This window comes from Nonomuraea sp. AD125B (assembly GCF_041402765.1).
GTDB lineage: Bacteria > Actinomycetota > Actinomycetes > Streptosporangiales > Streptosporangiaceae > Nonomuraea > Nonomuraea bangladeshensis.
On record NZ_JBGLOU010000020.1, the window covers coordinates 19605 to 40088 of the forward strand.

Here is a 20484-nt window from a genome sequence, read left to right on the forward strand (position 1 = left end):
CCCCCGTCCGACAGCAAGGTGCGCCTCGATGACCCACCCCGTCGTGCCCGCCATCGTCAACCTCGACGTCCCCGGACCGGTGATCAGCCGGCACCTCTACGGCCACTTCGCCGAACACCTGGGCCGCTGCATCTACGGCGGCTTCTACGTGGGCGAGGACAGCGACCTGCCCAACGCCGGCGGCATCCGCCTCGACGTCGTGGCGGCGCTGCGCGCCCTCGACATCCCCAACCTGCGCTGGCCGGGCGGCTGCTTCGCCGACGAGTACCACTGGATGGACGGCGTCGGCCCGAAGGAGCGGCGCCCCTCGATGGTCAACACCCACTGGGGCAACGTCGAGGAGAACAACCACTTCGGCACGCACGAGTTCATGGAGCTGTGCGAGCTGCTCGGCGCGGAGCCGTACATCAGCGGCAACGTCGGCTCCGGCACGGTCAGGGAGATGAGCGACTGGGTGGAGTACCTCACCCGCGACGGCGACTCCCCCATGGTCCGGCTGCGCAAGGCCAACGGCCGCGAGCGGCCCTGGCGCGTGCGCTTCTGGGGGCTCGGCAACGAGGCGTGGGGCTGCGGCGGCCACATGCGCGCCGAGCAGTACGCCGCCGAGGCCCGCCGCTTCGGCACCTACTGCCGCGACCACGACGGCAACACGCTCTACCGCATCGCCGCGGGCGCCAACGCCGCCGACTACGCCTGGACCGAGACCCTGATGAAGCAACTCGGCGACCTGGGCTGCGCCTACCGGCCCGCGCCGTTCATGCAGGCGCTGTCGTTCCACTACTACACGATCCCCGGCACCTGGCAGGACAAGGGCGCGGCCACCGTCTTCGACACCGACGACCACTACCGCACGATGGTCCAGGCCGCCCGCGTGGACGAGCTGATCACCGGCCACTCCAACGTCATGGACTGCTACGACCCGGGCAGGAACGTCGGCCTGGTGCTCGACGAGTGGGGCACCTGGTGGAACGTCGAGCCGGGCACGAACCCCGGCTTCCTCTACCAGCAGAACACCCTGCGCGACGCGCTCGTGGCGAGCGTGCACTTCGACGTCTTCCACCGGCACGCCGGCCGCCTGGTCATGGCCAACATCGCCCAGACCGTCAACGTGCTCCAGGCCATGATCCTCACCGATCCGGACAGCGGGGCGCTCGTCCTGACGCCGACGTACCACGTCTTCGAGATGAACAAGGGCCACCAGGACGCCACCTCGCTGCGCGTGGACCTGCCCGCCGGCACGCCCGAGCGCGCGGTCGGCGACGCGCGGCTCGCCACCGTCTCGATGTCGGCCAGCCGCAAGGACGGCCGGGCGCTGTTCTCCCTGTCCAACCTGGACGCCGACGAGCTCGCCGAGGTCGAGCTGGACCTGCGCGGCGGCGCGCTGACGGAGGTGAGCGCGCGGATCCTCACCGCGGGCAGGCTCCAGGACCACAACACCCCGGACGCGCCCGAGTCCGTCGCGCCCCGTCCGCACGAGGTCACCGCCACGCGCGCCGGCCTGCGGGTCCACCTGCCCGCCCGCTCCTTCGTCACCGTGACGGGGCGCCTGGCACCGGACGCCTGAGCTCAGCCGGCCGCCGTGGGCGACGGGTCGGGCCGGGCCGCCTCGGGCGCGTCGCGGCGCGGGCGGGGCAGCACGAGCGTGACGAGGAGCCCGGCGATCATCGCCGCCGCCGTCAGCAGCACGACCAGGAACTCGCCGTCGGCCATGGCCGCGCGCAGGGCCTCGCCGGCCCTGCCGTCGGTGCCGAGATCGGCGATGAACGTGAAGACGGCCAGGCCGATCGCGTTGCCGATGTTGAGCGCGGTCGAGGCGATGCCGTTGGCCACGCCCTGCTCGTGGGCCGGGGTGCCGGTCGCGGCGGCGATCCACATGGCGGTCCAGACGATGCCCTGGCCGACGCCGGAGACGATGAGACCGGGGACGAGCAGGCCGTACCCGGCGTCGGCGTCGAAGCCGAGCGCGAGCACGGCGGTGCCGACGACGCCGACGGCGAAGCCGGTCAGCAGCGTGGCGCGGTTGCCGAACCGGGTGGCGAGGCGTTCACCGGTCTGGGTGCCGGCGGCGATGGCGAGCGACGGGATGAGGAAGGCGAGCCCGGTCCGCAGGGCGCTGTAGCCGTGGACGCTCTGCATGAGCACGGTCAGGAAGTACGGCAGCACGCCGAAGGTGGCCATGTAGATGAAGGTCACCAGCATGCCGACGGTCAGGCTGCGGTTGCGGAACAGCCGGAAGGGCATGAGCGGGTCGGCGCTGCGGGCCTCGACCAGCGCGAAGATCACCACCAGGACGGCGGCCAGCACGAACGCCCCGGCCACGAGAGGGCTGCCCCAGCCCATCTCGGGCCCTTCGACCAGCGCGAACACCAGCAACGTCGAGCCGCCCGTGACGGCGAGCGCGCCCGGCATGTCGAACCTGCGCCGCTCGCGCCCGGCCGGGTCGCGCGGGATGACGGCGAGGGCGGCGAGGGTGACGATCCCGGCGAGGGGGACGTTGACGAAGAACACGGCCGGCCAGCCGAAGTGCTCGGTGAGCAGGCCGCCGAGCAGCGCGCCGATCGTCAGGCCGCTCGCGCCCGCGCCGCCCCAGACGGCGAGCGCGCGGTTGCGCTGCGGGCCCTCGGCGAACAGGCTGTTCAGCAGCGCCAGCGTGGACGGCAGGAGCAGCGCGCCGCCGATGCCCTGGATCGCGCGGGCGACGATGATGACGGCCGGGGTCGTCGCCAGCCCGCCGGCCAGCGAGGAGACCGCGTACAGGGTCAGGGCGAGCACGAAGATGCGGCGGCGGCCCAGCAGGTCGGCCGCCCGGCCGCCGAACAGCAGGAAGCCGCCGGCGAAGACGACGTACGCGCTGACCACGAGTTGCTGGGTCTGGCCGGGGAAGCCCAGGTCGGCGCCGATCTGGGGAAGCGCGACGAACACGATGTTGAGGTCGAGCGCGTAGATGAGCTGGGCCAGGGCGAGGAGCGCCAGGGTCCAGCCGAGTCGCGGCACGGATGGTGTCGACATGGAACGCCCTTCACGGAGGGAGCGGGAAACGAATGTACGAGTACTTACGTACCGTCGTACTATGCCACACCGTTCGACGATCGCAGTACAGTGGGACCATGACCTTCCGCCACCCCGACCGCGACCAGATCCGGATCGAAGACGTGCTGTCGGCGCTGGGGAACTCCGTGCGCCTGGAGGTCGTGCGGGTGCTCGACGCCGGCGGCGAGCACAACTGCACCAGCGTCCTCCACCGGCTGGGCATCACCGCCAAGTCGACCATGACCCACCACTGGCGGGTGCTGCGCGACAGCGGCGTCATCTGGCAGCGGCCCTCCGGCCGGGAGAACCTGCTGGTCCTGCGGCGCGACGACCTGGACGCCCGCTACCCCGGGCTGCTCGACGCCATCCTGTCCGGCGCCCGTGCCGACGAGGCCATCCTGTCGGGCGCCCGTGCCGACGACGCCATCGAGCAGCACGAGCGCGCCGCCGCACCCGCCTGACCCCGGCCCCACGGCGTCCAGGGCCTTGACTGCCGGTGATGTTCGCGTTGACACTCGTGCACAATCCCCTTCGCTCGGCTGTTATCGCGAGCCCGGCCCAGCAGTGTTAGCGCTAACATCCGCCACTCCCCGACAGGAAGGGCCGTACCGCTATGTACCGCAGAAGAGCACTCATCCTGCTCGCCGCCTTATGCGCGGCGCTAGGCATCGGCGTCTCCCCCGCCTCCGCCGCGAACACCGCCTACGTCTTCGCCTACTTCACCGAGTCCCCGAACATGAACGGCGCCAACTACGGCCTGCACCTCGCCGTCAGCCAGGACGGGCTCAACTGGACCCCGCTCAATCAGAACAACCCCGTGGTCACCCCGACCGCCGGCACCCTCGGCCTGCGCGACCCGTTCATCCTGCGCAAGCAGGACGGCACGTTCGTCGTCCTCGCCACCGACCTCAACGGCACCGACTTCGGGCAGAACAACCAGTATCTGCACGTGTGGGACTCCACCGACCTGACCTCCTTCACCGGCTACCGCCGGATCAGGATGCACAACCTGAACACCCACACCTGGGCCCCGACCGCCTTCTGGGACGCCTCCCGAGGCCAGTACGGCATCGTCTACTCGGCGAACAACGGCAGCACCGACGTCTTCATGGTCAACTACACGACCGACTTCCGCACCGTCACCGCCAACCAGGTCTACTTCAGCCCCGGCTTCCCCGTGCTGGACGGCGACATCGTCGTGGACGGCTCGACCTTCTACCTGTACTACAAGAACCTCTCCAACGGCCTGCTGTACGGCGCCCGCTCCAGCACCGGGGCCGCCAACAGCTACACCACGTACACGAGCGGCCTGCGCCAGGGCAATGCCATCGAGGCCCCGCTGCTCGTCAAGAACAACGACGGCAGCGGCTGGCGGCTGTGGGGCGACTCCTTCAGCCCGGTCAACAACGACTACTACGCCTGGTCCACCTCGAACGTCGGCGGCAACTCCTGGACCGCGCTGAACCAGCGCGCCTACACCCCGCCGCTGAACGCCAAGCACGGCTCCATCGCCGGGATCAGCGCCACCGAGTACAACGCCCTCGTCTCCCGCTGGGGGCTGCCGGGCTGGACGCGGCTGAAGTCGTCGAACTTCCCCGACCGCTACGTCCGCCACTACGACTACGCGGGACGGCTGGACGCCTACCCCTTCGACCCGTACCAGGACCAGCTCTGGCGGATGGTGCCCGGCCTGTCCGACTCGGCCGGGGTGTCGTTCGAGTCGGTCAACTATCCCGGCCGCTACCTGCGGCACTACGACTACGTGATCCGGCTGGACGCGAACGACGGCACCGCCGCCTTCCGCTCCGACGCCACCTTCTACCGGGTCGCGGGGCTCGCGGACTCGGCCTGGTCGTCGTTCCGCTCGGCCAACTACCCCGACCGCTACCTGCGGCACTACGACTACCTGCTGCGCATCGACCCGGTCAGCACCGCGACGGACCGGGAGGACGCGACGTTCCGCGTCACTCCCTGATCCCCGCGCCGGTCAGGAGCCGGAGCGCAGCACCTCGGCGGCCTCCTGGTAGGCGGCGGCGGCCCGGTCGAAGTAGTCGTACAGGATCTCCAGCTGCTCCGGCGAGTAGCCGGCCAGGATCTCGCCGACCTTCCGCCGGGCGGGCGCCAGGACCTGGTCGAGCCCGGCGGGCCGGCCCGCCGGCTCGACGATCACCTTGCGGCGGTCGTCGGGGGCGGGGACGCGGCGGACGTAGCCGGCCTGCTCCAGCCGGTCGATGAGGCGCGTGGTCGGCCCGGTGGTCAGCCCGGTGCGGGCGCCCAGCTCGCCCGGGGTCATCGCGCCGGCCAGTTCGAGGACGTTGAGCGCGTACAGGTCGGTGGCGCCGAGGTCGCACGCCTTGGCGCCGGCCTGGCCGTGCAGCATCACCGCGCTGAGATAGCGCCGGTAGCGCCGGCTCGCCTCCGCCTGTGCCCCTGTCGTTGACACCCGGTCCTCCACTCCCTATTCTCTTCCTCAGAGAAGATAAATCTTCAGAGAAGAAACTTCTCCTCTGCAGGCACTACGATAGGGGCTCACCATGACCGGCACCACCACTTCCCCCGACCTCGCCGCCGTCACCGCCGTGCTGCGGCGCAGCCAGGACGCCTGGAACGCCGGCGACGGCGCGGCCTACGGCGCCTGCTTCACCGACGACGCCACCGACGTCACCTTCGCCGGCACCGTCTACCAGGGCGGCGCCGAGATCGGCCGGGCCCACCAGGCCCTGTTCGACAGCTTCCTCAAGGGCACCCGCCTGACCATCGAGATCGTCGATTTCCGCCAGTACGGCGACACCGCCGTCGTGGTCACCCGCGGCGAGGTCGCCAAGGGCACCCCGAAGAAGCTCGGCAAGCTCGCCACCTACACCCTCGTCCGCCAGGCCGGCGGCCAGTGGCGCATCGCCGCCGTCCAGAAGACCAAGCACAAGCCCCTCATGGAGGCCGTCTCCTTCGCCTTCCAGCCCGCCACCCGGCCCGCTTGACCTTCCCCTTGGGACAGACGGCAGCATCGTCGGCACCGGCCACGGCGGCCGGGGACGAGGAGGAGCGGTGCCGCTGCTGACCATCGGGGCCTTCGCCCGCGCCGCCCGGCTGTCGCCGAAGGCGCTGCGGCTGTACGACCGGCTCGGGCTGCTGCGACCGACGGCGGTGGACGGCGAGTCCGGATACCGGTTCTACGACCCGGCGCAGCTCGAACGGGCCCGGCTGATCGCCTGGCTGCGCCGCCTGGGCATGCCGCTGGCACGCATCCGGCGCGTGTGCGACCTGCCCCCGCCCGCGGCGGCCGGCGAGATCGCCCGCTACTGGGAGCAGGTGCTGGCCGACACGGCCGCCCGCGGCGAACTGGCCACCTTCCTCGTCGACTACCTGTCGGGGAGGGGAAGCACGGTGGAGGAGACCGCGAGCCTGCTCGGGCTCCGCTACGCCGCCCGGACCGAATCGGGCCTGGTGCGTACGAGCAACGAGGACGCCGCCTATGCCGGCCCGCGGCTGCTGGCCGTGGCCGACGGGGTGCGGGGCCCCGGCGGGGACCTCGCGAGCGCGGCGGCCATCGACGCGCTGAAACCACTGGAGACCCTGGCCGTGCCGGCCGGCGACCTGCTCGGCGCGCTCTCGGACGCGGTCGGCGCGGCCGAGCGCGCCATCGGGGAGATCGCCGCCTCGGCGGAGACGGGCGAAGAGGCGGTCACCACCCTCACGGCGCTGTGGTGGGCGGGGTCCCGGCTGGCGCTGGTGCACATCGGCGACACCCGGGCGTACCTGGTGCGGGACGGCGAGCTGTTCCGGATCACCCATGACCACACCTACGTCCAGGCTCTGGTCGACGAGGGCCAGCTGACCGTGGAGGAGGCGGCCTCGCACCCGCAGCGCTCGCTGCTCGCGAGGGCGCTGACCGGCGCGGGCGGCGCCCTGCCCGAGCTGTCGCTGCACGGGGCCGCGGCCGGCGACCGTTACCTGCTGTGCTCCGACGGGCTGTCCGCGGTGGTGCCCGACCGCTCGCTGCGCGAGGCGCTGACCGGGCCGGGCGGGCCGGAGGAGGCGCTCGACGAGCTCATAGCGCGGGCCTACGCCGCCGGCGCTCCCGACAACATCGCCTGCGTCGTCGCCGACGTGGTCGGCCTGGAGGCCCGGCAGGCGGCGGCCGATGAGCACGACGGCAGGTGACGGGCCCATGAGCGCCCCGGCCGGAGGGCGAGCGGGCGGCCGGGCGGGGACGCGGGCGGGAGCCCGGATCGGCGGGCGGACGGGAAACCAGGCGGGAGCGCGGGCCGGCGGGCGGACGGGAGCGCGGGCGGAAGGCCGGGGCGGGGATGCGGGCGGGAGGTCGGGCGGGGTGCGGGCGCTTGGTGCGTACACGGTTGATCGGCGGCCGCTTGCGGTCGTGGCCTATCGGCGGCTGTGGGCCGCCTCGGTGGTCTGCGCGGTGGGTGGCTCCTTCAGCATGGTGGCGGTGCCGGCGCAGCTCTTCACCCTCGCCGGCACGTCGGCGGCCGTGGGCGCGGCGGGGGCGGTGTCGTTCGGCGCACTGGTCGTGGCGGCGCTCTGGATCGGCGCCCTGGCCGACGTGGCGGACCGGCGCACGGTGCTGCTGGGCGCGCAAGTGGGCCTGGCGCTCACGTACGCGGCCCTGTGGGCGCACGCCGCGCTCGGCGGGCGCTCCGTTCCCCTCCTGCTGGCGCTGGTCGCCTGCCAGGGGCTGAGCCTCGGCGCGATCATGACCACGATGGGCGCGGTGGTGCCCAGGCTCGTGCCGGCCGAGTTGCTGGCGGCGGCGAGCAGCCTGACGTCCCTGACCCGCTACGCCGGGTCGATCCTGGGGCCGGTGCTGGCCGGTGTGCTCGTTCCGGTGACCGGGGTGGCGACGTTGTACCTGCTGGACGCCGTCGCGCTGCTGTGCGTGGTGTGGGCCGTGCTCCGGCTGCCGCCCCTGCCTCCCAACCCCGACCCGGCCGGCCCTACCGACCCGGCCGAGCCTGCCGCCCCGGCGCCCCCTGCTACCCCTGCCGACCCGGCGCCCCCTGCCGACCCTGCTGCCCCTACCGGCTCGGCCGGTAACGGGGCCGGGTCGGCCGGTAACGGGGCCGGGTCGGCCGGTAACGGGGCCGGGTCGGCCGGTCACGGGGCCGGGTCGGCCGGTCACGGGGCCGGCGGGCAGCGGGCGGCGGGCGGGCTCGTGCTCGCCGGGCTCCGCTACCTGGCGGGCAGCCGGCTGCTGGTGGCGGTGCTCGCGGTGGACCTGGCGGCGATGGTGCTCGGCATGCCGACGGCGCTGTTCCCCGAGCTGGCCCAGCACACCTTCGGCGGGCCGGCGGGCGGCGGCCCGGAGCTGGGGCTCCTCTACGCCGCCTATCCGGCCGGGGTCCTCGCGGCCGGCCTGCTGTCGGGCACGTTCACCCGGGCCCGACGCCACGGCGCTCTCATGGCGGCCGCCGCGGCGGCGTGGGCTCTCACCGTCATGGCGCTCGGAGCGGCCCCGTGGCTGTGGCTCGCGCTGGCGGCGCTCGTCGCCGGCGGCGCGGTCAACTTCGTGCTGAGCACCTTCCGCAACGCGATCACGCAGGCGCACGCCCGCGACGCGATGCGCGGCCGGATCCAGGGATCGCTCACCGTCGTCCTGTTCGGCGGCCCGCAGCTGGCGAACCTGCTGCACGGCGCGGCCGCCTCGGCGCTCGGCCCGCGTACCGCGATCGTCGCAGGCGGGCTGCTCACCGCGCTGACCGTGGCCGTGGTCGTCCGGGCGGCGCCGGAGCTGCGTCGTTACACCGTCGCCGCGCCGGACGACCATTGACCGGAAAACGGGGAAGGGGAAGCGCGACCGCGAGGAGACGGAGGAGCCCGACCGTGGCCGCGCACGAGGGAGTTCCGGACTACGGCCGGAGCTGGGCGGCGGTCGTGCTGAGCGAGCGCCTCGACGCGGCCACGGCGGCGGGGATCGAGCGGCAGCTGAAGCTCCTGCCCGGCGCCGGCCCCCGGCTGATCCTGGAGGCGAGCCGGCTGGAGGACCTCGACGACCACGGCTACGAGATGCTGGTGAGCCTGGCGGACGCGGTGCGCGAGCGGGGCGGGCGGATGGCGGTGGCCGGCGCGCGGGGCGGGACGCTGCGCGCGCTCACCAGGCCGGGGCTGCGCGGCCGGCTGGCGCTGTTCGCCACGGTGGCCGAGGCGGTGCTCGACCTGGACGACGGCTCCGCGCCCGGAGGGTCACCCGCATAGCCTGGGGCGCATGGTGAAATACGCGGTCGGGCTGCCGAACGTCGGCGAGTTCGGCGACCCTCAGGTGCTGACGGAGCTGGGCGTGGCGGCCGAGGAGCACGGCTGGGACGGGGTGTTCCTGTGGGACCACCTGCTCTACCACGATCGGGACTGGCCGGTCGTGAACCCGACGGTGGTGCTGTCGGCGATCGCCGCGCGCACCCGGCGGGTCCGGATCGGCGTGCTGATGACGGCGCTGCCCCGGCGGCGGGTGCAGACGGTGGCGAAGGAGACCGCGACGCTGGACCTGCTGTCCGGCGGGCGGCTGGTCGTCGGCGCCGGCCTCGGCTCGATGGACGCCGAGTACGCGGAGTTCGGCGAGGACCCCGACCTGAAGGTGCGCGCCGCCCGGCTGGACGAGGGCCTGGCGGACCTGACCCGGCTCTGGGCGGAGCTGCCGCCGGCTCCGGTGCAGCGGCCGCGGATCCCCGTCTGGTGCCCGGGGCGGTGGCCGGTGCGGGCCGGGTTCCGGCGGGCGGTCCGGTGGGACGGGGCGATGCCGACCTTCCGCGACTACGGGCAGGAACGGGGGCCGGTGCCGGCCGCGGAGTTCGCCCGCGTGGTGGACTTCCTGGGCGAGCAGCGGGGCTCGCTGGACGGGTTCGACATCGCGCTGGAGGGCCGGGCCGCGGACGGGCTCGTGGAGGCGTACGCCGAGGCGGGCATGACGTGGTGGGTGGAGGCGATGGGCTGGTGGCGTGGCGGCGTCGCCGACGCCCGCGCCACCATCACCGCCGGCCCGCCCCACTGACCCACCCGCCCGCCAAGCGCCCCTCCTGGACGCGAGTGTCGCCCTCCGGATCTTTGATCTTCATGGTTCGGGCGCTAGTGTCGCGGTTGACAGAAATGTGTGGAGGGCGGTGAAGGCCGGGTGGCCGAGACGAGGGGCGTGTTACTGCCCGCCTATGTGGTGGCCGACGAGTCCGCCTCCATGGGGCCGCACCACCAGGCCCTGTCGGCGGGGCTCGCGTCCCTGTGCAACGGGCTGCGCGCGGAGCCGATGATCGCGGCGAAGGTGCGGCTGGCCATCCTCGGCTTCTCCGACGACGTGCAACTGCGCCAGGGCCTCAGCGACATGCGGACGGTCGAGCGGCTGCCCGTGCTCGCCGTACGCGGGGCGACCAACTACGGCGCGGCCTTCGCCGACCTCGCGCGGCGCATCCCGCACGACATCCAGTGGCTCAAGAACGAGGGCTACAAGGTGCACCGCCCGGTGGCGTTCTTCCTGAGCGACGGCCAGCCCACCGACGGCCGGCACTGGCAGGAGCCGCACCGCAGGCTCGTCGACCGCGAGGCCACGCCGTTCGCGCCCAACATCATCGCCTGCGGCGTCGGCTCGGCGCGCGCCGACACGATGCTGCAGGTGGCCACCCGCAGGGAGTTCGCCTTCGTCGCGCTGCCCAGCGCCGACATCGGCACGGCGATCGCGGAGTTCTTCCACGCGCTGACGGCGAGCCTGGTCGCCTCCGGGCGGGCCCTGGCCGGCGGCGAGCCGCAGCTCGTGGTGACCCGGCCGGAGCAGTTCCGGCTGGCGATCGACGAGGTCTGACGGCAGCTCGGGTCACGGCACGAGTCAGGGAGGTCCGGTACGTGCACCGCCCACAGCGGCAGGCCGAGGGGACGCGGCCCTGGAACCGCGTCGTCATCGACGTGCCCGGCCCGCGCTTCGAGCCGACGCCCCCGCGTCTGTCGGGCGGCACCTGCCCCGACGCCGAGTGCGACGGCTGGTCCGCCCCCGGCCTGACGCTCAGGTCGGCCTCCGTACGCGGCGAGCGGCACCGCTACTACCGCCAGCCCCGGCAGGACGCCACCTGCGCCGTGCTGCACGAGGAGAGCGGCGTCGTGGTGTTCGCCGTGGCCGACGGGCTGTCCAGCGCGAGCGCCGCGACGATCGGCGCGGCCGAGGCCTGCCGGGCGGCGGTCTGGGCGCTGCACGCGCAGCTCGACGAGGGCGGCACCGGCTTCTCGCCCGACTTCCACGGCGTCGCCAGGCACGCCGCCGAGACGCTGCACCGGCAGGCCGCCGCCCTCCTGCGCCGCGAACCCGGCCCCGAGCAGGTCGAGGAGCTGGTCGCCACCACCCTCGTGGCGGGCGTGGCCCGGCCCGGCGGGCACGGCGCGGAGGTCTCCCTGTTCCGGATCGGCGACTCGGCCGCCTGGACGCTCGACCCGGCCCGCGCCCGCTACCGGCCCCTGTTCCCGGCCAAGGCGGACGGGGACCTGGTCCCCACGTCGGTGGCCGCTCTGCCCCGGGTGCCCGAGCCGCTGGAGCGCTGGTCGGGCCGGCTCGCGCCCGGCCAGGTGCTGCTGGTCGGCACCGACGGGTTCGGCGACCCGCTCGGCGACGGCGACGGGCAGGTGGGCGCGCTGTTCGCCGAGCACCTGGCCGTGCCGCCGCCCCCGCTGTGGCTGGCCCACCTGCTGGACTTCTCCCGGGAGACGTTCGACGACGACCGGACGCTGCTGGCACTCTGGCCGCGAAGCGAGGCCCCACGATGAGCCGGACCGACCGCGACACGCTCACCCTCGGCCGCCGCCTCGGCCAGGGCGGCCAGGGCACCGTGCACGAGGTGCTCAACCGCCGCATCAACGGCCAATGGGACGTCGCCTACAAGGAGTACGACCCCGGCGTCCTGGCGAGCCTCGACACCGCCGCGCTCGCCGCCATGACCGACCTCATCGGCCGGCTGCCGGGATGGGACGCCGCCTGGCTGTGTGACAAGACGGCCTGGCCCGCCGAGCTCGTGGAGACCGGCGGCGCGGTCAGCGGGTTCCTCATGCGGGCGGTGCCCCAGCGGTACTTCTTCGACCTGCGGACCCTGTCGGGCAGCGAGCGGCGGCCGGCGACGCTGGAGTTCCTGCTCAACGACGACGCGTACGTCGCCGGCATCGGCCTCAGGATCAGCGACCGGGACCGCCTGCTGCTCATGGCCGACCTGGCCGGCACGCTGGCCCGCCTGCACGCGATGGACATCGTCGTCGGCGACCTGTCGCCCAAGAACCTGCTGTTCTCCGCCGACGCGCCGCCGGAGTGCTTCCTCATCGACTGCGACGCGATGCGGCTGGCCGGCGCCGAGGCGATGCCGCAGGTGGAGACGCCCGACTGGCGGCTCCCCGAGGGCGAGGAGAAGGGCACGCCGGGCGGCGACGCGTACAAGCTCGCGCTGCTGCTGGTGCGGATGTTCGCCCGCGACCAGACCTCGGCCGATCCCGGCCGGCTGGCGGCGGTCAGCCCGGCGCTGGCCGATCTCGCCGCGGCGGGGCTCCAGGAGGATCCCGCGCTGCGGCCGGGGCCGGAGCAGTGGGCGGCGGCGTTACGGGAGGCGACGGGGTCGGCCCCGGCCGTGCCCCCTCTTCTCCCGCCGCCGGCGCAGGGGCGTCCCGGGTTCGTCGTCACCATGCCGAAGATGATCGCGATCGGCGCGGGCGCGGCGGTGATCGGGCTGGCGCTCGTCCTGGTCGCCCTGCTGGCGGGAAGGTCCCTCCTCGTGACGCTGGAGGGTCCGGGGGACGCGGCGGGCGTGGACGTGACGTCCTCCGGCAGCCCGCCCGTGCTCGCGGAGCCGCCCACCTTCCCCTCCAGCCCTCCGCCCTCCCCCAGCCCTCCGTCCACGGAGGCGCCCACCCAAGAAGCCACCCGAGAGCCCACCGAGGAGCCGTTCCGCCTCGCCGACCTCGACCTCCAGAGCACCGACCCGACGCCCCTCACTCCGTCGGCGCTGCTGCCGCAGTCCTTCAGGACCGCCAAGGGCGTGCGCTACACCCTCCGGGCGGGCGGCGTGTCCAAGTGCCCGGACGCCTACCCCGACAGCAACGTCCGCTCCGCGCTGCGCAAGGCGAAGTGCACCAAGATGATCAAGGGGGCGTACGTCAACCCGGGCGCGCCGGCGAACAAGCGGATCATGGTGTCCGTGTGGGTGGTGCCGCTGAAGAGCGACGAGCGGGCCGCCACCGCGTACGGTCGGCTGGAGGACGCCTACGCCGACGACTGGGGCATCGTGTGCCCCAAGAAGGGCCCAGGCTCCGGCCTCTGCCACACCACCTACTGGAACAACGCCCAGACGTGGGGCTGGGTCGGCTACACCCACCGCTATCTGCTGCACACCATGGCCATCTACACCAACCGCGCGAACTCCACCAAGGTGCGCCCCTGGCTCAAGGACGCCTCCAAGGCGGCGTTCAACGCGGTCGGCCCCATGGTCTACCACGACACGGACTGACGTTCCCGCAGCTCAGCGGGTATGAGACCGGCCAGTGCCCTCCGCGTGGGCACGGACAGGAGCGTACCCATGAAGATCGTGGTCATCGGCGGCACCGGCCTGATCGGCTCGAAGGTGGTGGAAAGGCTCACCCGGGAGGGGCACGAGGCGGTGGCCGCGTCGCCGAGAACCGGCGTCAACGCCCTGACCGGCGAGGGGCTGGAGCAGGCGCTGTCCGGCGCTCAGGTGGTGGTGGACGTCTCCAACTCGCCGTCGTTCGAGCGGGCGGAGGTCATGGAGTTCTTCGAGACCTCCACCCGCAACCTGCTCGCGGCCGAGGCGGCGGCGGGCGTGGGTCACCACGTCGCGCTGTCGGTGGTGGGCACCGAGCGGATGCCGGACAACGGCTACTTCGCGGCGAAGATCGCCCAGGAGCGGCTGATCGAGAAGTCGGGCATCCCGTACTCGCTGGTGCACGCGACGCAGTTCTTCGAGTTCGCGCGGGCCATCGCCGACGAGGCGACCGTGGACGGCGAGGTGCACGTCGCGCCGGTGCGCTTCCAGCCGATCGCGGCCGACGACGTCGCCGACGCGGTCGCCCGCGCCGCCGTGGACGCGCCGCTGAACGGCCGGGTCGAGGTGGGCGGGCCGGACCAGTACCGGATGGACGAGTTCTTCCGCGAGGCGCTGACCGCCTGGGGCGACCGGCGCCAGGTCGTCACCGACGAGCGGGCCCGCTACTTCGGCAGCGTGCCGGGCGAGCGGACGCTGGTGCCGGGCGACGGCGCACGCCTCGGCCGGCTCGGCTACCGCGACTGGCTCGCCCGCGAGCCCGCCGCGTGGCAGAAGGCACTCACGGTGGTGCAGGAGGTGCAGCCGCCGTTCATCCCGGCGGGAGCGCACGCGATGACGGTCGTCGTCGAGCACCCGCCCGGCTCCCCCGGCACGCCGCCGCACCGCCACTCCGGCCCCGCCTTCGGCTACGTCATCGAGGGCGAGATGCGGTTCGAGCTGGAGGGGGATCCGGAGCGCGTCCTCCGGGCCGGCGAGGCGTTCTGGGAGCCGGGCGGCGACGTCATCCACTACCAGGACGGCAACGCCCGTGACGACGTCCCGGTTCGCTTCACCGTCACCATGCTGTGCGAGCCGGACCGGCCGATGCTCGTCCTGGTCGAGGAGGAGGAGCTGGCCCGGCGCCGGCACCTGCGCGCGCCCCGCCCGTCCTGAGCGCTTGCCATGATGGGAGGGTGACCGTACAGGACGAGACCGCATCCCTGGTGGCTCGGCTGGAGTCGCTGCGCGGCCCGCTGACCGGCTACTGCTACCGCCTGCTCGGCGCGTCCGGCGAGGTCGACGACGCCGTGCAGGAGACCATGCTGCGGGCCTTCCGCGCGATCGGCGGCTACGACCCCGGCCGGGCCGCCCTGTCCACGTGGGTGCACAGGATCGCCACGAACGTCTGCCTCGACATGCTGCGGGGCGCCGAGCGGCGGGCGCTGCCGTGGGACATGGGGCCGGCCGCGACCGGCGGCGACCTCGGCGCTCCGCTGCCGCCCGGCCGGTGGGTGGAGCCTCCGGCGGGCCTCGGACCGGCGGGCGCGGACGATCCCGCGCACCTCGCGCTGCGGCACGAGACGCTGCGCCTGGCCTTCGTGGCCGCCCTGCAGTGGCTGCCGCCGCGTCAGCGGGCCGTGCTGGTGCTGCGGGACGTCCTCGGGTTCAGCGCGGCTGAGGCGGCCGAGGTCATGGAGACGTCGGTGGCGGCGGCCAACAGCGCGTTGCAGCGCGCGCGGGCGACGCTGGAGCAGCACAGGCCGCGCCAGGCCGACCCGCCGGAGCCGGCCGACCCGGCCCAGCGCGACCTGCTGCGCCGCTACGTGCGGGCCTTCGAGACGCACGACGTGCGCGGGCTGGTGGCCGTGCTGGCGGACGACGCCCGGTCGGGGATGCCGCCGTTCCCGTGGTGGCTGGACGGGCCGGCGAGCATCGCGGCGGTGCTGTCGGTCGCGGCCGACGCCTGCGCCGGGGACCGGCTCGTCCCGGGCGGGGTGGCCGGTGGGTGCTGGACGCTCGGCCAGTACCGGCCGGACGCGGGCGGGGCGCTCAGGCCGTTCGCGCTGCTGGTGCTGGAGCTGCGCGGCGGGCGGATCGGCGACATCGTCACCTACCTGGGGTACGGCGACCGCTTCGCCGCTCATGGCCTGCCCGCGGTTCTGGAGAACCGATGAGTCCGGCGGCCGGCGGTCGTACAAGAGGTGACACGTACGACCCGACCGGAAGGCCATGTCCATGTCACCGACCGACGCCGACCTGAGGCGGCACGTCCACGCCGAACGCGAGCGGCTGGCCGGGCTGCTCGCCGAGCTCTCGCCGGAGGGCTGGGGCAGCCCGTCGCTGTGCTCGGGCTGGCGGGTGCGCGAGGTCGTCGCGCATCTCACCGCGCCGTTCCGCACCAGCCTGCCCCGGCTCGTGGCGGGCCTGGTCGCGGCCCGTTTCTCCGTCGACCGCTACGCCGACCGGGCCGCCCGCGGCGACACCGCCCGCCTGTCCGACGCCGACCTGCTGGCGTGCCTGCGCGCGAACATCACCCACCCGTGGCGGCCACCGGGCGGCGGGGACGGCGGGGCGCTGGCCCACGACACCATCCACGGCCTCGACATCACCGAGCCGCTGGGCCTGCCCGCGCCGCCCGTCGAGCGGATCGCCCTCGTGCTGGCCGGTACGAACCCCCGCAACCTGTCCTACTTCGGCGTCGACCTCACGGGAGTGCAGCTGCGCGGCGCCGACGCCGACGTACGGGTGGGCACGGGCGAGCCGGTCGAGCTGCCGGCCAAGGACATCCTGCTGACCATCACCGGCCGACGTCCCCTGCCGTCCGTCACAACGTGACCGCCGCGGCCGTCCTGGCCTCGGCCAGGGCGGTCCGCTCCGCCTCCACCAGCCGCAGGCACGCGGCCGTCTCCTCCTCCACCCGCTGCTCGTCCCAGCCGAGCAGCCCGGCCATCAGCCGGGCGACCCGCGGCGCCGCCCGCTCGGCCAGCTCGCTCGACTCGATGAGCATCCGGGTACGCCGGGCGAGGACGTCCTCGGCGTGCACCGCGCCCTCGTGGGTGACGGCGTAGACGACCTCGGCCCGCAGCCACGGACCGGGCTCGATCAGCGGCTCGGCGAGCGAGCGGTCGCGGGCGAGGAGGTCGAGCACCTCCAGGGCGAGCGTGCCGTAGCGGCGGACGAGGTGGCGCACGGTCTCGGGTTCGAGGTCGTGGTCCTCGGCCAGCCGGCCGACGGACGCCTCCAGCGCGGGCAGCCCGTCCGCGCCGACCAGCGGCAGCCGGTCGGTGACCGAGGCGGGCACGTCGTAGCCTTCGAGCGCGACGTCGATCACGTCCCTGGCCATGATCCGGTACGTCGTGTACTTGCCGCCGGCGATCGCCGCCAGGCCGGGGACCGGCACGTCCACCACGTGCTCCCGCGACAGCTTCGCGGTGGGAGCGTTCTTCTCGGCGGCCACGAGCGGGCGCAGCCCGACGAAGAGGCCGACGACGTCGCTCCTGGTCAACGGCCTGACCAGCACCTCGTTGGCGTGGCGGAGGATGTAGTCGATGTCCTCGCCGGTGGCGGCGGGCTCGGCGCGCTCGCCGTCCCAGTCGGTGTCGGTGGTGCCGACGATCCAGCGGCGCCCAGTCCACGGGATGATGAACAGCACGCTCTTCTCCGTACGGATGATCAGGCCGGTCCGGGAGTCGATGGCCTCGCCGGGCACCATGATGTGCACGCCCTTCGACATCCTGACCTTGAAGGCGGGCTCGGCGCCGCCCGGGAGGCTGGTCACGGGGCCGGTCCACACGCCCGCGCACACGACCACGGCGTCGGCCGAGACGTCGATCTGCGCGCCGCTCTCCTCGTCGCGTACGCGGGCGCCGACGACGCGCTCGCCGAACTCGTCCCTGGTCAGCGCCACCACCGAGGTCCGGGTGGCGATGGCGGCGCCGTGCGCGGCCGCGGTGCGGGCCAGGGCGAGGGTGTGGCGGGCGTCGTCCACCTGCGCGTCGTAGTAGATGACGCCGCCGCTCAGCACGTCGGTCCGCAGGCCGGGCACCAGGCGGCGGGCCGCCTTCGGCGACAGGTTGCGGTGCCGGGGCATCGGGTGGCGCACGCCCTCCAGGGCGTCGTACAACGTCAGGCCGGCCGCCACGTACGGCTGCTCGATCACCCGGTGGCGCACGGGGTAGAGGAACGTGACCGGCCGCACCAGGTGCGGGGCCAGCCGCGCGACCAGCAGGTCGCGCTCCTTCAGCGCCTCGCGCACCAGCTTGAAGTCGAACTGCTCCAGGTAGCGCAGCCCGCCGTGGATCAGCTTGCTGGACCGGCTCGACGTGCCGGACGCGAGGTCGCGGCTCTCCACGAGGGCGACCCGCAGCCCGCGCGAGGCCGCGTCGAGGGCCGCGCCCGCCCCCGTCACCCCACCGCCCACCACCAGGACGTCGAAGGTCTGCGCCCGGAGCCGGTCGAGGCATTCCTGGCGGTCACGCGCGTCGAGCGCCCCGGTGATTCCCATCGCCTTGTCCTCACTTTCCGTAACTGATCACATTCGCACTGTATGCCTTCCCTGGAAGGGGGAAGGCTCACCTCAGCCGGAAAGGGAGCCGGGAAGGGGACCCAGGAAGGGGGCGGGGTGGCGCTGAGCAGCAGGAGGTTGGCCGGCGAGATGATCGCCGAGTTCGCTGGGACGATGGTGCTCATCGTGTTCGGCGTGGGCGTCGTCGCGCAGGTGGTCGCGGCCGAGCTCGGGGACCACGACAGCATCTCCTGGGCCTGGGGCATCGGCGTCGCGCTCGGCGTCTACGTCGCCGGCCGCACCACGGGCGCGCACCTCAACCCGGCGGTGACACTGGGGTTCGCGCTCTTCCGCGGGTTCGAGTGGCACAAGGTGCTGCCGTACGTGGTGGCGCAGACCGCGGGCGCCTTCGTCGGCGCGCTGCTGATCCGCTGGAACTACACCGAGGTGCTCACCGCCGTCGATCCCGGGCACACGCTCAAGACGCAGCTGGTGTTCTCGACGCTGCCGGGCAACGGCACGCTGCCGGTCGGCCAGTGGGGCGCGCTGCGCGACCAGATCATCGGCACCGCCGTGCTGCTCTTCGTCATCTTCGCGCTGTCCGACACGCGCAACATGGCGCCCGGCGCGAACATGGGACCGTTCGTCATCGGCCTGCTCATCGTCGGCATCGGCATGGCGCTCGGCGCCGACGCCGGCTACGCGATCAACCCGGCCCGCGACTTCGGGCCGCGCCTGGCGAGCTTCCTCACCGGCTACCGCGGCGCCTGGCGCGACCAGTACGGCGACCTCTACTTCTGGGTGCCCATCGTGGGCCCGCTGATCGGCGGTGTGCTCGGCGCGGGCCTCTACCAGGCGCTCATCGCCCGCCACCTCCCCCGCGACGAGGACCGCGACACCGTCAAGCCGTCCGACTGAGGGAGTACGACATGCCTGACTTCGTGGGCGCCGTGGACCAGGGCACGACGAGCACCCGCTTCATGATCTTCGACAGGGACGGCGCCGAGGTCGCCAAGTTCCAGTTCGAGCACGAGCAGATCATGCCCAGGGCGGGCTGGGTGGAGCACAACCCCATCGAGATCTGGACCAGGACCGCCGCCGTGATCCAGACGACGCTCCAGCGCTCCCGGCTGCAGGACAGCGACCTCGCCGCGATCGGCCTCACCAACCAGCGCGAGACCACCGTCGTGTGGGACCGGCGCACCGGACGGCCGTACTACAACGCCATCGTCTGGCAGGACACCCGCACCGACGAGATCGCCGCCGCACTGGACCGGGACGGCCGGGGCCAGGTCATCCGCGACCGTACGGGGCTGCGGCCGGAGGCGTACTTCTCGGGCGGCAAGATCCAGTGGATCCTGGAGAACGTCGACGGCGTGCGCGAGGCGGCCGAGCGCGGCGAGGCCGCCTTCGGCACCACCGACACCTGGACGCTGTGGAACCTGACCGGCGGGCGCAAGGGCGGCGTGCACATCACCGACGTGACCAACGCCAGCCGCACCATGCTGATGGACCTCGACACGCTCGACTGGGACGACGAGCTGCTGTCGTTCTTCGGCGTGCCGCGCGCGATGCTGCCGGAGATCCGCCCGTCGTCCGACCCCGCCGCCTACGGCACCTCCTACCGCTACGGCCCGGTCGGCGGCGAGGTGCCGATCACCGCGATCCTCGGCGACCAGCAGGCCGCCACGGTCGGCCAGGTCTGCTTCTCGCCCGGCGAGGCCAAGAACACCTACGGCACCGGCAATTTCCTGCTGCTCAACACCGGCACCGACCGGGTGCGCTCGGAGAGCGGCCTGCTCACGACCGTCGCCTACAAGTTCGGCGACGAGCCGGCCGTCTTCGCGCTGGAGGGCTCCATCGCGGTCACCGGCTCGGCCGTGCAGTGGCTGCGCGACCAGCTGCACGTCATCAGCACGGCGGCGCAGAGCGAGACGCTGGCGCGGCAGGTGACCGACAACGGGGGCGTGTACTTCGTCCCGGCCTTCTCGGGGTTGTTCGCGCCGTACTGGCGGGCCGACGCGCGGGGCGCGATCGTCGGTCTGTCGCGCTTCAACACCGCCGCCCATCTCGCGCGGGCCACGCTGGAGGCCATCTGCTACCAGAGCCGCGACGTGGTCGAGGCCATGCAGCGCGACTCCGGGGTGGTGCTGGACGTGCTCCGCGTGGACGGCGGCGTGACCGCGAACGCCCTGTGCATGCAGCTCCAGTCCGACATCCTCGGGGTGCCGGTGAGCCGGCCGGTGGTGGCGGAGACGACCGCGCTCGGGGCGGCGTACGCGGCCGGGCTGGCGGTGGGCTACTGGCGCGACCAGGACGAGCTGCGCTCCCACTGGGCCGAGGACCGCCGGTGGGAGCCCACGTGGAGCGAGGAGCAGCGCGAGCGCGGGTACGCCGGCTGGAAGAAGGCCGTCTCCAAGTCCGTCGACTGGCTGTGACGGGCGGCCC

Annotated in this window: 19 protein-coding genes; 16 read left to right on the plus strand and 3 right to left on the minus strand. The window is 73.5% G+C overall.

The window, feature by feature from the left end:
- The first annotated feature begins 28 nt into the window (after positions 1-28).
- Complete coding sequence (locus ACBR40_RS39590; protein WP_371252020.1) at positions 29-1564, plus strand: alpha-N-arabinofuranosidase; 1536 nt, start codon at positions 29-31, stop codon at positions 1562-1564.
- 2 nt (positions 1565-1566) lie between these two features.
- Here ACBR40_RS39590 and ACBR40_RS39595 read toward each other — a convergent pair whose 3' ends face one another.
- Positions 1567-3009, minus strand: a complete 1443-nt coding sequence (locus ACBR40_RS39595; protein WP_371252021.1) for an MFS transporter — start codon at positions 3007-3009, stop codon at positions 1567-1569.
- Positions 3010-3107: 98 nt separating this feature from the next.
- Here ACBR40_RS39595 and ACBR40_RS39600 point away from each other — a divergent pair, with 98 nt between their 5' ends.
- Together ACBR40_RS39600 and ACBR40_RS39605 are read left to right on the plus strand one after the other, a co-directional pair.
- Positions 3108-3491, plus strand: a complete 384-nt coding sequence (locus tag ACBR40_RS39600) for a helix-turn-helix domain-containing protein (RefSeq protein ID WP_344205588.1) — start codon at positions 3108-3110, stop codon at positions 3489-3491.
- Positions 3492-3643: 152 nt separating this feature from the next.
- Positions 3644-5005, plus strand: a complete 1362-nt coding sequence (locus ACBR40_RS39605; RefSeq protein WP_371252022.1) for a glycoside hydrolase family 43 protein — start codon at positions 3644-3646, stop codon at positions 5003-5005.
- A gap of 12 nt (positions 5006-5017) precedes the next feature.
- Here the strand turns inward: ACBR40_RS39605 and ACBR40_RS39610 are convergent, their stop codons facing one another.
- A complete protein-coding gene (locus ACBR40_RS39610) occupies positions 5018-5473 on the minus strand; it encodes a MarR family transcriptional regulator (protein ID WP_344205586.1) in 456 nt (151 codons plus the stop codon).
- A gap of 91 nt (positions 5474-5564) precedes the next feature.
- Between ACBR40_RS39610 and ACBR40_RS39615 the strand changes: the two genes are divergently transcribed.
- The 11 genes from ACBR40_RS39615 to ACBR40_RS39665 all read left to right on the plus strand — a co-directional run bounded on the left by ACBR40_RS39615 (position 5565) and on the right by ACBR40_RS39665 (position 16367).
- Positions 5565-6008 (plus strand): SgcJ/EcaC family oxidoreductase, encoded by a 444-nt coding sequence (locus tag ACBR40_RS39615; RefSeq protein WP_344205585.1) that lies wholly within the window; start codon positions 5565-5567, stop codon positions 6006-6008.
- Between the two features lie 67 nt (positions 6009-6075).
- Positions 6076-7191: a MerR family transcriptional regulator gene (locus tag ACBR40_RS39620; protein WP_371252023.1), complete on the plus strand. Its 1116-nt coding sequence runs from the start codon at positions 6076-6078 to the stop codon at positions 7189-7191.
- A 217-nt stretch (positions 7192-7408) separates the two neighbouring features.
- Positions 7409-8815: an MFS transporter gene (locus tag ACBR40_RS39625; protein ID WP_371252024.1), complete on the plus strand. Its 1407-nt coding sequence runs from the start codon at positions 7409-7411 to the stop codon at positions 8813-8815.
- 53 nt (positions 8816-8868) lie between these two features.
- Complete coding sequence (locus tag ACBR40_RS39630; protein WP_344205580.1) at positions 8869-9240, plus strand: STAS domain-containing protein; 372 nt, start codon at positions 8869-8871, stop codon at positions 9238-9240.
- 10 nt (positions 9241-9250) lie between these two features.
- Positions 9251-10030 carry an LLM class flavin-dependent oxidoreductase gene (locus tag ACBR40_RS39635; RefSeq protein ID WP_344205578.1) on the plus strand — a complete coding sequence of 260 codons (780 nt, stop codon included), beginning with the start codon at positions 9251-9253 and terminating at the stop codon, positions 10028-10030.
- Positions 10031-10150: 120 nt separating this feature from the next.
- The gene (locus ACBR40_RS39640) at positions 10151-10828 is read left to right on the plus strand and encodes a VWA domain-containing protein (protein ID WP_344205576.1); all 678 of its coding nucleotides are present in this window, start codon (positions 10151-10153) and stop codon (positions 10826-10828) included.
- Between the two features lie 41 nt (positions 10829-10869).
- Positions 10870-11778, plus strand: a complete 909-nt coding sequence (locus ACBR40_RS39645) for a protein phosphatase 2C domain-containing protein (protein WP_371252025.1) — start codon at positions 10870-10872, stop codon at positions 11776-11778.
- The gene (locus tag ACBR40_RS39650) at positions 11775-13499 is read left to right on the plus strand and encodes a hypothetical protein (protein WP_371252026.1); all 1725 of its coding nucleotides are present in this window, start codon (positions 11775-11777) and stop codon (positions 13497-13499) included. Before ACBR40_RS39645 ends, ACBR40_RS39650 begins: the two co-directional genes overlap by 4 nt.
- Before the next feature lie 69 nt (positions 13500-13568).
- Positions 13569-14705: a cupin domain-containing protein gene (locus ACBR40_RS39655; protein ID WP_371252027.1), complete on the plus strand. Its 1137-nt coding sequence runs from the start codon at positions 13569-13571 to the stop codon at positions 14703-14705.
- Positions 14706-14725: 20 nt separating this feature from the next.
- On the plus strand, positions 14726-15706 hold the full coding sequence (locus tag ACBR40_RS39660; protein ID WP_371252028.1) for an RNA polymerase subunit sigma-70: 981 nt from the start codon (positions 14726-14728) through the stop codon (positions 15704-15706).
- A gap of 61 nt (positions 15707-15767) precedes the next feature.
- On the plus strand, positions 15768-16367 hold the full coding sequence (locus ACBR40_RS39665) for a maleylpyruvate isomerase family mycothiol-dependent enzyme (protein ID WP_371252029.1): 600 nt from the start codon (positions 15768-15770) through the stop codon (positions 16365-16367).
- On the opposite strand, the gene ACBR40_RS39670 is transcribed toward ACBR40_RS39665, so the two are convergent.
- Positions 16357-18036: a glycerol-3-phosphate dehydrogenase/oxidase gene (locus ACBR40_RS39670; protein ID WP_371252030.1), complete on the minus strand. Its 1680-nt coding sequence runs from the start codon at positions 18034-18036 to the stop codon at positions 16357-16359. The two genes, ACBR40_RS39665 and ACBR40_RS39670, sit on opposite strands and share 11 nt — an antisense overlap.
- A 117-nt stretch (positions 18037-18153) precedes the next feature.
- Here ACBR40_RS39670 and ACBR40_RS39675 point away from each other — a divergent pair, with 117 nt between their 5' ends.
- The gene (locus ACBR40_RS39675; protein ID WP_344205566.1) at positions 18154-18954 is read left to right on the plus strand and encodes an MIP/aquaporin family protein; all 801 of its coding nucleotides are present in this window, start codon (positions 18154-18156) and stop codon (positions 18952-18954) included.
- 11 nt (positions 18955-18965) lie between these two features.
- Positions 18966-20474 (plus strand): glycerol kinase GlpK, encoded by a 1509-nt coding sequence (gene glpK / locus ACBR40_RS39680; protein ID WP_371252031.1) that lies wholly within the window; start codon positions 18966-18968, stop codon positions 20472-20474.
- Positions 20475-20484: the final 10 nt, after the last annotated feature.

Bases quoted from the DNA above. Each gene is read 5' to 3' on its own strand.
- ACBR40_RS39590 (WP_371252020.1), top strand. From the start codon at position 29: ATGACCCACCCCGTCGTGCCCGCCATCGTCAACCTCGACGTCCCCGGA.
- ACBR40_RS39595 (WP_371252021.1), bottom strand. From the start codon at position 3,009: ATGTCGACACCATCCGTGCCGCGACTCGGCTGGACCCTGGCGCTCCTC.
- ACBR40_RS39600 (WP_344205588.1), top strand. From the start codon at position 3,108: ATGACCTTCCGCCACCCCGACCGCGACCAGATCCGGATCGAAGACGTG.
- ACBR40_RS39605 (WP_371252022.1), top strand. From the start codon at position 3,644: ATGTACCGCAGAAGAGCACTCATCCTGCTCGCCGCCTTATGCGCGGCG.
- ACBR40_RS39615 (WP_344205585.1), top strand. From the start codon at position 5,565: ATGACCGGCACCACCACTTCCCCCGACCTCGCCGCCGTCACCGCCGTG.
- ACBR40_RS39635 (WP_344205578.1), top strand. From the start codon at position 9,251: ATGGTGAAATACGCGGTCGGGCTGCCGAACGTCGGCGAGTTCGGCGAC.
- ACBR40_RS39650 (WP_371252026.1), top strand. From the start codon at position 11,775: ATGAGCCGGACCGACCGCGACACGCTCACCCTCGGCCGCCGCCTCGGC.
- ACBR40_RS39655 (WP_371252027.1), top strand. From the start codon at position 13,569: ATGAAGATCGTGGTCATCGGCGGCACCGGCCTGATCGGCTCGAAGGTG.
- ACBR40_RS39665 (WP_371252029.1), top strand. From the start codon at position 15,768: ATGTCACCGACCGACGCCGACCTGAGGCGGCACGTCCACGCCGAACGC.
- ACBR40_RS39670 (WP_371252030.1), bottom strand. From the start codon at position 18,036: ATGGGAATCACCGGGGCGCTCGACGCGCGTGACCGCCAGGAATGCCTC.
- glpK (WP_371252031.1), top strand. From the start codon at position 18,966: ATGCCTGACTTCGTGGGCGCCGTGGACCAGGGCACGACGAGCACCCGC.